Here is a 9,616-nt window from a genome sequence, read left to right as displayed (position 1 = left end):
GACGGAGACGGTTCTGGAGGTGGCGTTCTGTTCGGAGTGCGCGACACCGTTCGATCGGGCGGCAGGGCGACCGAGCGTAAGGCGGTTGACGTGCAGTCCGGAGTGCCGCGAGGCGCGGCGTGTCCGTGTCGAGGCCGAGCGGGCGCGCGGTCACGGAGAGGAGTCACGATGATGACGCTTTTGGTGCTGGCGGCAACTGTTGCTCTGTTGCTGGTGGGCGCTGTGGCTGGGTGGTGGCTGCGAGGCCGCAATGCCGCTGCGGGACTGTCGGCGAAGGCTGAGCCGGTCCTGCCGCCCGGCTGGCAGGTACTCGACGCCAAGACGGCACGTGAGTTCAGCGAGGCACTGAAGACGGCGACTGGGACGGCTGAGGAGTTGCTGGAGCGCGTCCGGGAACTCGAATTCGAACTGCAGGTGGAGCGAGCGTTGAGCGGCGGTGTTGGCGATGGTTGACACACTGCCGCCGATAGAGCGGCTAGGCAACGGTCAGGTGCTGCTCCGGTCCCGCGCGCTGGTCGACGTGTGCCGGTTGGCGCTGGCTGGAGCACGGCAGGCGGAACGGCAGGACGGCATTGGCTTGTCGGCCGGGACGCGCGCGCTGCTGGCGGCTCTGTGTGCTGAGGCGGAACAGGTGCTGTCGGCAACCGCCGATGTCCGCGCCGATGACCGCGCGGACCTGCCGGAGTCGGCCGCCATGCCAGCATCGGTGGCGATCGACACGGAGGAGGTGGCCCGGATGCTGCACATGAGCACCCGCCACGTGCGCCGGATCGCGCCGTCGCTCGGTGGCCGTCGCGTAGACGGGCATTGGCAGTTCGACCGGACCGAGCTGGCTCTGATTCTTGCTCAGCGCAACGAAAGTGAGGTGGCGTGATGGCCACCGCATCGCAGCACGTCCAAGCCGAGGCCGACCGGCTCGGGGTCGCCCTGGCTCAGGTGCGCGGGACCGGTGCCGGTGGCCGGATCAGTCTTGCCGACGTTCGGGCCGCCGCACGCCCGTCGGCCCGTCCGGTCCTCGCAGCGGCCACGAGGCGGCGGCCCACGTCGCGGATGCGGCCGATGCTCAGCCCGTGGGGCGGTGGTTCACCGGTCGAGATTGACGACTACGACGAGAACCCGTTGGTGACGCTCGCCCGGGCGCTCGATGGTGGCGGGTACGGAGAACCGCCAACATTCTTTGCCTCCGGCAATCTCCCGCCGGTGACCGCGAGCGGGTGGGAACCGCAGAACCTGGCCGGTGTGCCGTGGCAGATCCGGCACGCCGCCGCAGCGACGCCGAGCTTGCCGGAGCTGTTCGTTCTGCTGGAGACGCCGGTGGAGGATGCCGCGCCGATGGTGGGCGCGGATGACGCAGTCGGAAACGCGCTCGGACGCGGGGCGTACGGCTGGCAGGAGTACATGACGCGGGTCGCTGCTTGGCGCGTGGCCCTGCCGCCAGACCGGCAGGAGCTGACCGCCGAGGAGTGGGCTCGCCTGTTCGGTGAGGACAGCCAGAAGGAGGAGGTGCAGCAGGATGAGCAAGCCTGAGTTTTCCGCCAGCGCCCGGCGCGCTGTCGCCAGGCTGACCGGCGTGCCCGAAGACGCGTCAGATGCCGATATGAAGGCAGCGCTTGACGAGTACGCGGCCGAGGGGCAGCAGCAGCGCGAGGAGGTCGAGGTTGCCTCGCTGCCGGTGTTCACGTTGCCCGAGGCAGCCGAGCCGCCGCCATCCGTGCGTGATGTGCCTGGCTTCGGCGACGTGTGGCAGCCGGTGGACGTGGGCGCGCTCGCCGAGGTGCGGGCCAGGGCGGACGCCAGCGCCCGGCTGATGCGCGAGCTGGGCAAGCTCGTCGGCGTGCAGACCAGCGACCCCGCTGTGTTGGTTGCCGCCGTCAACGAAGCGCTCACCGAGGCGGCCGAGGTTCCGGCCGGGCATGAGTCGGTGCCTGCCGACGAGCTGGCGCAGCTTCGGGCCGACCACGAGGCCCAGCGCACCCACCGCGAGCGGATGGCCGTGGATGCTGCCGTCATGGCCGGGAAGATCGCGGCGTCGCAGGCCGAAACCTGGGTGGAATGGTTCGCAGCCGACGCGGCCGGCACTCAGGCCAGGCTGGACAAGATGCAGCGCAACACGGTGCCGGTAGCACCCATCGGCACCGCTGACGAGCCCGACGACGAGACGTACCACGCCTGGGTCGAGCAGCAGACGGCGAGAGCCACGCCGCTACCCGCGCCTACACCAACAACCGAGCCTGGCGCGGGAGGTGCGTCCTGATGCCGGAGGCAACGAGGTATCGCGTCGTCGCGCCGTACGTCACCGTGCGCACCTCGGTGCCCGGCGCGATGGGTGGCAGGGGTGGTGCTGTGGTGCTCGGCTTCTACCGGGACAACTGGCTGCCCCTGGACGTGGACGAGGCAACCATCCGGCACCTGCTCGGGCTCGCCATGATCGAGCCGGTGAACCTGGCCAGCCCGCCGCCGGAGAGACCTCCGGCACCGACCGACCGCGACCCGTCCAAGCCACCCGCGCCCGTGCTAGCGAATCTGCCCGGGCCCTCGGTGAGCATCGCCCCGGACGCGGACCACGCCGCCCTCTACCCGGACGAGGCCGAGGGCTGATGAAACGTACCCGGGGGCCCTTCGTCCGACCTGCTCCCGGGTACCCAAGGCCGACCCCCACACTGGGCCTTCTTGCGGTGTGGGTTGGTCGGCCGCCACACCCGGGCTGTGACCGGCTACCGCTCTAACCAGGCGGGCGGAGCTGGCTGGGGAGGCTCGGGCAAGTGTCACCAGCGGGGCCTGCTGGTCCCCCCGCTGGTGGCACAGAGGGGTGGCCCCGGCGTGGCGGCGCTGGGGTCACTTCCACGACGAAAGAGCGCCCCTCCGGCGGTGTTACTGGGGTGGGATCGGCACCCGCACCGGGGCTACCAGGCCGTCCCACGACACGAGTACGAACGTCGAGACGGCCTGGCCGAACGCGCCCACCAGGGAGAGGTCGAGCGCTTCGTTCGGCTCGACCGTGGGTCCGTCGTGACCGGCGAATCTGTCGGTGTCCACCTGCATGATGAACCACGATTTCGGCTCGACAGTGACGTTGGTGGCGGTAGCCTCGCCGACGTTGCGGAGTCGCAGGACGTTCTTGTCCGAACCGCGTTCGACCTCCCAGCCGACCGCGCGGGCGCTCTCAGTGGTCGCGTCCGGCGCGCGGACCCCGCGCCGACGCGCCTGCTCGACCAACTCGTTGGCGCGTCGTGTCTCGTCTGCCTGGTCTCGTGCGGCGTCGGCGGAGCGTTCGGCTGCTATAGCTGATCGCTCGGCAGCAGTGGCGCTGTGCTTGGCGAAGTAGGCCGCGACGAGCGCGACCAACAGGGCGGCAGCGGCAAGAATCGCAGACCAGAGTTCGACCGACATCGTGTGACCCCTAATCCTTGTGTGGCGTTTGGTGCCGCCTGTCTCGGCGGTTTCGCTTACCTGGAACCCGTGGAGCCGCTGCGGGCCTTCTCGGCGCGCTGCTCGCAGTGCATGCAATGCCGCAGATGCGTCTCCTCGCCGACCGGCTCGCGCAGGTCCGGGCTGTAGCCCTCACGAGGGCTCTCCAGGTGTTCGCAGCCGTCCAGGTGCAACAGTCTCGGCGGGTGGTGGTGGCCGCAGACCTTCCATGTCGTCTCGGTCATGGGTGGGCACTCCTCTCAGTCGCGCGGATCGTGTGGTCGCTCGTCCGGTAGCTCGACCACACCTGGCAGGTCCGAGCCGTCGTCCTCGCCCTTGCTGCCCTCGTCTGGGGCGGGGATGCGGTGCCACTCCAGGATGGGCCGGGACGAGTGCGCTTGGAACTGCTCGAACCAGTCGTCAACCTCCGCCATGTCGGCCCTGGCCGCGTCTGGTGGCGGGTTCTGCCGGAGCCAGCCCGAGCCGGTGGCGTCCGCCATCCGGCCCAGGTAGTCGACGGTGCGGCGGATCGTCAGCTTGGCGTCGCGCGTCACGATCAACTCGTACTGAGGGCTGCCGCCCCATCTGATCGCAATGGCGTACCAAGCCTGCTCCGGGGGCTGGGCGTCGTCGGGCGGGTCTGGGAGGCTGTGGCGCATGGTGCTCACCTTCTCGGTAGGTGGGTGCCTAGCCATCGGCCCGGGGCTGCAACCCCGGCCGGTGGCGCTTCTGAGGCGGACGCTACGCGCGACGCTGGCCCGCGAGAAGGTCCCGCCTGAGGCAGGCGAGTCCGATATCCGGTCAATTTTTGACTGCGTTAGACCGCTTCGTGCCGCCTCATACCGACTCATGCCGCTTCATACCGCTTCATACCGCTTCATGTACGGCCACGTCCCGGAAGGCCCTTATTTGCAAGGGCTTCGGTGACCACCAATGCTGGCTGTCGACGGGCTCGCGACGTTCGATCGGGCCACACAACAGAGAGGGCTCTACATGGGCAAGAGGGAGCCGCCGTTGCGGCGGCGGCGGAAGCACGAGGCCAGGACCAACCCTGTGAGCTGGTTGGGCATCATCCGGGTGATCCTGGCCTTCGCGGCATTGCTGTACCAGTGGTGGCACGACCACAACTGAGGTAGCAACCACCCCGCGAGTGGTGCTGGCCTGCGCCAACAGGTCGGCACCACCGCCACGATAGAGCCCGACTGCGAGGCTGGCTACGACAATTGCCGCCCGTCCTCGAACGGACCACAAGCAAGGGGCGGCCCCGATGCATCCCATTCGCGGCGGGCACACTAATGCACGGTTAACGCACGAGAGCCGGGCTCGACTATGCGAACCCGGCTCTGACCTGCGGTTTTGTCTGCTCCCGCGACTGGACTCGAACCAGTAACCTACCGGTTAACAGCCGGTTGCTCTGCCAATTGAGCTACGCGGGATCGGTGTGATCTTGCCCCCCGATCCCTGAGGACCTGAGTAGGTTAGCAGGCTCGGGACGAACTACAAAAACGGGATTCCGGGGCGGGGTTGGTGGCTTCCGGGGCAGGTTCTGCGGGCTTCCGGTCGCAGGTTGTGGTCAGATGCCGAACTCGTCGCGGACCGTCTTGAGGGCGGCTTCGGCCGCGTCCACGAGGCCGGGCTGGGTGGGCTCCAGGCCCTTGTCCAGAACGAAGTTCCAGGTGACGGGGGCGTCGGTGTCGGCGGGGTTGCGGCGGCCGACGATGCGTACGCCGCGTTTGCCGGCGAGCGGGACGTGGCGTTGGACGACGATGCTGGCGTCGACGCGTTCGCGGAGGAGTTGTCCGAATCGGCCCGGGTCGTCGATCTTGAGCTCAGTTGCGCGGAGTGGGGTGCCGAAGTCGGTGGTCTCGTAGATGTGCATCACCGAGGCCTCGGAGTCCCAGCCGGCGCGTTCGATCTGCTCCCAGCCGACGCGGCGTACGGAGCCGGGGGTGTCGGTGGGGAGGTAGACGGCGGCGCGGGTGCCGGCGACCCAGGTGCCGTCGGTCAGCTGGACCGCGGCGAGGATGTCTTCCTTGCCGGCGTGCTTGGAGGCGGCGGTGACCGACTCGGTCAGCTCGCGGGGCCAGGTGGTGCGCCTGAGTCTCACGATCCCCATCATCCCAGCCGCTCCAAGCGTGCCGCCGCCGCGGTGGTGCGCGGGTATCCCGCTCGGGGCTCCCCGTCGGGCAGGCACTCACCACTGCCGCTTCACCGTCTAGGTATCTGTGGTGGTCGGGCGTGGTGCGCCCGCCGGCCTCAAGCCAACGGGTAAGGCCGAACGACTCCAGCGCACCATGCCAGCGGCTGGACCGCACGAAGCTCTGCACTTCAGAAGGCAACCGTCGAGCAGCCCTCGCAGGATTACTAATCAAACCAGCCCCGGGAGGATGGCCTCACCCCAGACAGCAACCACACACAGCTCTCGACTGTGTCCGACCCTCAGCCTGACGAACCTGTCCTAAACAGCACTGTTAGGCGGCGTAGTCGCGGAGGTGGGGGATGGCTCGGCGGCGGAGGTGGCGGAGGGCTTCTCGTTCGAGGGTGCGGACCTGGTCGGGGGTGAGGTCGAGGGTGGCGGCGGTTTCGTCGGGGGTTGAGGGGTTGTGGCCGTCGAGGCCGTAGCGGTGGTGGATGACTTGCCGGTGGAGGTCGTCGAGGAACTGCAGATGGTGGGCGATGTCGCGGCGGAGGGCGGCTCGGAGGACTATCTCCTCGTCGTCGACCAGCGGTTCGGAGTCGTCCAGGTCGAGGGTTTCCGGATGGATTCGCCAGGCTTGGGCGCGTTCGACTCGGGCGATGGTGAGGCCGGCTGCGGTTGCGAGCTCGGGGACGGTGGCTTCGCGGCCCAGGCGCTGGGTGAGGTCGTGGCGGATCGCGGCCAGGCGGCAGGCGTCGGTGTAGGCCTGGGCCGGCATCCGGACCAGACGTGACCGGTCCGAGATCGCGCGGCCGATCGCCTGCTTGATCCACCAGATCGCGTACGTCGAGAACCGGTGGCCGAGCCGGTGGTCGAAGCGTTCGACCGCGCGCATCAGGCCGATGTTGCCCTCCTGGATCAGGTCCAGGAGCGAGATGCCCTTGCCGGTGTACCGCTTGGCGAGCGACACGACGAGCCGCAGGTTGCCCTCGATCATCCGGCGCCACGAATGCCTGCCGAGGGCGACCACCTGCTCGAGGTCCGCCGGGTCGTGCCGGCCTGGATCGCGGGCGAGTTGCTCGGCGGCCAGCAGGCCGGCCTCGATCCAGTACGAGTGTTCCTTGACCTCCTCCAGGGTCAGTAGTTCGTGGTGCCCGATGTCGCGCAGGTAGGCGACCAGCGCGGTCACGTCGGCGGGATCACAGTCGAGTTCGGCCATCCGTTCCCCTCTCTTCGCCAAAGAGAGTGCCGTGTTTGGGGCACGTCGAACGGACTGACTTTCTGTCGGTGGATAACTACGTCCAGTCGTCGGATCTGCCCCTGTGGATATCCGGGTTCGCCAGTTCCGCGGGCGTATCATGCGCCGGCTGCGGTGCGGGGGCGGCGGCAACCGTCTGTAGGGCGGTCGAGCTCGGAGCCGGGGCCGGCGGGAGCGGGGCAGATCCCAGATTCGAGGTGGGGCGGGAGCGGGCAGATCCCAGACTGGAGGGGCCGGGGCATGGTGAGGCCCGATTGATTGGCGCGAGGCCCGGCCGGGCGGGGCAGCCGTCAGGCGGTTGGCGCGCTCCGGCGTGGGCTAGTTCCAGGTCGGGTAGGTCGAAGCTAGTTCGTCGTAGCGGGTGGGCCAGTGGGGGATGGGGGTGTGGGCGAGGTGGGCTGTCAGGCGGTCCAGGTAGGCGTGGGTGCCGGGGAGGAAGCCGCGGGCGTTGGTGGGGGACAGGCCGGTGTGGGTGAACGTGAGGAGCGTGCCGTCGCCGTCCTTGGTGAGTTCGTAGCGGACGACGCTGTCCTCGACGATGCGCTGGTGCCATTCGTGTTCGAAGACGTACGGCGGGTCCCAGACGAGGATGCGGCCGGTGAGACGTTTGGCGTCGGGGGCGGCGGGTGGTTCGTCGGGCATCATCTCGATGCTGCCGCCGGTGCGGGCGTCGATGACGGTCTCGCCGAACCAGGCCTTGCGTTCCACCGGGTCGGTGAGCGCGGCCCAGACGGCCTCGATCGGGTGTGGCAGGTGGCGGCGGAACGTCATGGTCGCGCGGTCGCCGTCGATGGTCAGTTCGCCGTGGCGGTCGTCGGTGGTCATTCGGTGGGCTCCTTCTGGTTCTGGGCGAGGTGCTGCTCGAGGGCGTCGAGGTGCCGCGGCCAGTACTTGCGATACCGGCTGATCCAGTTCTCGATCTCGAGCAGGCGGTCCGCGCGCAGGGTGTAGATGCGGCGCTGGCCGTCCGGGCGGACGTCGACCAGGCCCACCTCGCGGAGGATGCGCAGGTGCCGCGACACGGCGGGCTGGGTCAGCCCGTGCAGGTGGTCGACCAGTTCACCGGCCGGACGTTCCCGTTCCGCCAGCAGATCCAGGAGTTCGCGCCGGTTGGGTTCCGCGATCGCCTCGAAGACGTCCATGGCGAGAAGTATTACAGAAGGCGTATATACACTTCAAGTGATATATCCGCGCGGCAGTCAGGACGGGCGGGGTCGTCAGGCGTAGTTGCGGAGGCCGGAGAGGAGGCCGTTGTGGAAGGGGTTGGCGTCGACCGCGTCGAACCACGCGGGACCGGTGGTCAGCGGTTCCAGCGGTGGGACGGTGACCGCCGGCGGTGTGACGCCGCTGGCACCCCGCTGGCGCAGTGAGGTCTCGAGTTCCGGAGCCGGCATGTCGGGCAACAGCACGAAGGTGTCGGTGCCGGCCAGGTCGACCGGCCCGTCGGCGGTGACCAGGTCGTTGAAGGCTGCTTCGTCGGCGGCCGCCAGCGCGGCGAAGGTGTCGGCCGCCCGCGCCGCCGCGGCTGACGGGTTGGCGCGGATCTCTTCGAGTTCGGTGAGCACGGACTTCCAGGTGACCGAAGGGTCGCCGTAGTCGATCAACCGGGACAGCCGGCCGAGTGAGATCGCGGTCGCCGACGGGGCGAGACGCTTCATCAGCGACGGGAGGCCGTAGCGCGCACGTCCGCCGACGACGACCAGCCGGATGTCGGACTCGGTCGCCGCGATCAGGTTGCGATGGACGTCCGCATGGTCACGCCGTACGACGACCAGGTCGGCCAGTGCGCCGCGTTCGATTCGGCCGAGCGGATGCGGCCAGACGCCCGACAGCGCCTCGCCCGGATTGGAAGTTGCCAGCCGCACCAATTCCTCGTCGGTGAACACGGGCGCGGATTGGGCTTTGTTCCACAGATCCGCGACCTTCAACTCCCACAGGACATTCCGGGTCCCCGACGGCGCCCAGTCCGAACCGATGCAGAGCCGTACGCCGGCCTGTTTCGCCGCGGCCACATCGGCGGTCGCGCCGTACAGCCAGTAGTTCGAAAACGGTGACCAGACCAGACTCGAATTCCCGGCTTTCATCCGGGCGAAGTCGGCCGCGGTCAGCGCGCCGCCGTGAATGGCGACCAGTTGTGGTGTGACCACGCCGACCTCGTCGAGCAGCTGGAACTCCTTGCGCAGTCTGGGATCCGACCCCTCGGCCGAATGCGCGATGAATCCCCGCCCCTGCTGAACGGCGGCGGCGTACGGCGCCAGCTCTTCTTTGCTCTCGGCAACAAGTGTGCTGACCCGGATGAAATCCTCGCGGGTGCCGAGTTTCTCCGAGTCGACGTTGCGGATCAGGTCGTTGTCCGGCGGTACGGCGCCCCGCGGGTTGCCCTGGATGGACGTCGTACCGCCGACGATCGCGCGCGTCTCGACGTACCGGAGCAGAGCGCGGCCGGCGGCGGCGCCGAGCAGGCGGGCCGGTTGGCTGATCTGTTCGCTGTACGTCGGCGCCCGGCCCCACTGGTTGTGGGAGGTCCACGGAACCTCGCGGGACGGCTCGGTCCACAACGGCAGGCTGTTGTACATCAAATGGTTGTGCAGGTCGATCAGACCGGGATAGATGACACCGCCGACGGTGATTTTCACGGCGTCGGCGAATTCCTCCGGTACGGCGTCTCCGGGCGTGACCGCCGCGATCAGTCCGTCGTCGCCGACGTACACCGCGCCCTGATCGAGGACCCGCCCGTCCGGCCGCATCGTCGCCACGGTTCCGCGCAGTACGAACATCGTCCCTCCCGTTTACAATCCCCCTACCGCCCCTGT

Annotated in this window: 14 protein-coding genes and 1 tRNA gene; 6 read left to right on the top strand and 9 right to left on the bottom strand. The window is 68.8% G+C overall.

Annotation, left to right across the window (positions count from 1 at the left end; genetic code table 11):
- Positions 1–168 precede the first annotated feature (168 nt).
- Genes ACYVOK_RS20990 through ACYVOK_RS20970 form a run of 5 tightly spaced genes read left to right on the top strand, consistent with a single transcriptional unit; the run spans position 169 to position 2,598 of the window.
- Complete coding sequence (locus ACYVOK_RS20990; RefSeq protein WP_460664176.1) at positions 169–453, top strand: hypothetical protein; 285 nt, start codon at positions 169–171, stop codon at positions 451–453.
- Positions 446–874, top strand: a complete 429-nt coding sequence (locus ACYVOK_RS20985; protein ID WP_460664175.1) for a hypothetical protein — start codon at positions 446–448, stop codon at positions 872–874. Before ACYVOK_RS20990 ends, ACYVOK_RS20985 begins: the two co-directional genes overlap by 8 nt.
- Positions 874–1,527 carry an E3 binding domain-containing protein gene (locus ACYVOK_RS20980; protein WP_460664174.1) on the top strand — a complete coding sequence of 218 codons (654 nt, stop codon included), beginning with the start codon at positions 874–876 and terminating at the stop codon, positions 1,525–1,527. The genes ACYVOK_RS20985 and ACYVOK_RS20980 overlap by 1 nt, the downstream gene beginning before the upstream one ends.
- Positions 1,514–2,254 carry a hypothetical protein gene (locus ACYVOK_RS20975; RefSeq protein ID WP_460664173.1) on the top strand — a complete coding sequence of 247 codons (741 nt, stop codon included), beginning with the start codon at positions 1,514–1,516 and terminating at the stop codon, positions 2,252–2,254. Before ACYVOK_RS20980 ends, ACYVOK_RS20975 begins: the two co-directional genes overlap by 14 nt.
- Positions 2,254–2,598 (top strand): hypothetical protein, encoded by a 345-nt coding sequence (locus ACYVOK_RS20970; protein WP_460664172.1) that lies wholly within the window; start codon positions 2,254–2,256, stop codon positions 2,596–2,598. Before ACYVOK_RS20975 ends, ACYVOK_RS20970 begins: the two co-directional genes overlap by 1 nt.
- 273 nt (positions 2,599–2,871) lie before the next feature.
- Here the strand turns inward: ACYVOK_RS20970 and ACYVOK_RS20965 are convergent, their stop codons facing one another.
- The 3 genes from ACYVOK_RS20965 to ACYVOK_RS20955 are packed head-to-tail and all read right to left on the bottom strand — an operon-like array spanning position 2,872 to position 4,067.
- On the bottom strand, positions 2,872–3,390 hold the full coding sequence (locus ACYVOK_RS20965) for a hypothetical protein (RefSeq protein WP_460664171.1): 519 nt from the start codon (positions 3,388–3,390) through the stop codon (positions 2,872–2,874).
- Positions 3,391–3,446: 56 nt separating this feature from the next.
- On the bottom strand, positions 3,447–3,653 hold the full coding sequence (locus ACYVOK_RS20960; protein ID WP_460664170.1) for a hypothetical protein: 207 nt from the start codon (positions 3,651–3,653) through the stop codon (positions 3,447–3,449).
- Between the two features lie 15 nt (positions 3,654–3,668).
- Complete coding sequence (locus ACYVOK_RS20955; RefSeq protein ID WP_460664169.1) at positions 3,669–4,067, bottom strand: hypothetical protein; 399 nt, start codon at positions 4,065–4,067, stop codon at positions 3,669–3,671.
- Positions 4,068–4,401: 334 nt separating this feature from the next.
- On the opposite strand from ACYVOK_RS20955, the gene ACYVOK_RS20950 reads away from it, so the two are divergent.
- Positions 4,402–4,539 (top strand): hypothetical protein, encoded by a 138-nt coding sequence (locus ACYVOK_RS20950; RefSeq protein WP_460664168.1) that lies wholly within the window; start codon positions 4,402–4,404, stop codon positions 4,537–4,539.
- A 232-nt stretch (positions 4,540–4,771) separates the two neighbouring features.
- On the opposite strand, the gene ACYVOK_RS20945 is transcribed toward ACYVOK_RS20950, so the two are convergent.
- The 6 genes from ACYVOK_RS20945 to ACYVOK_RS20920 all read right to left on the bottom strand — a co-directional run bounded on the left by ACYVOK_RS20945 (position 4,772) and on the right by ACYVOK_RS20920 (position 9,580).
- Positions 4,772–4,844, bottom strand: a tRNA-Asn gene (locus ACYVOK_RS20945).
- Positions 4,845–4,981: 137 nt separating this feature from the next.
- Positions 4,982–5,524: a hypothetical protein gene (locus tag ACYVOK_RS20940; RefSeq protein WP_460664167.1), complete on the bottom strand. Its 543-nt coding sequence runs from the start codon at positions 5,522–5,524 to the stop codon at positions 4,982–4,984.
- 355 nt (positions 5,525–5,879) lie between these two features.
- The gene (locus ACYVOK_RS20935; RefSeq protein ID WP_460664166.1) at positions 5,880–6,764 is read right to left on the bottom strand and encodes a sigma-70 family RNA polymerase sigma factor; all 885 of its coding nucleotides are present in this window, start codon (positions 6,762–6,764) and stop codon (positions 5,880–5,882) included.
- Positions 6,765–7,121: 357 nt separating this feature from the next.
- Complete coding sequence (locus ACYVOK_RS20930; RefSeq protein WP_460664165.1) at positions 7,122–7,628, bottom strand: SRPBCC family protein; 507 nt, start codon at positions 7,626–7,628, stop codon at positions 7,122–7,124.
- On the bottom strand, positions 7,625–7,945 hold the full coding sequence (locus ACYVOK_RS20925; protein ID WP_460664164.1) for an ArsR/SmtB family transcription factor: 321 nt from the start codon (positions 7,943–7,945) through the stop codon (positions 7,625–7,627). Before ACYVOK_RS20925 ends, ACYVOK_RS20930 begins: the two co-directional genes overlap by 4 nt.
- A gap of 75 nt (positions 7,946–8,020) precedes the next feature.
- Entirely contained in the window at positions 8,021–9,580 is a 1,560-nt protein-coding gene (locus ACYVOK_RS20920) for an amidohydrolase family protein (protein WP_460664163.1), read from the bottom strand.
- Between the last annotated feature and the right edge of the window lie 36 nt (positions 9,581–9,616).

The sequence above is a fragment of the Kribbella swartbergensis genome (assembly GCF_054784135.1).
This window is presented reverse-complemented; position numbering and strand designations above follow the sequence as displayed.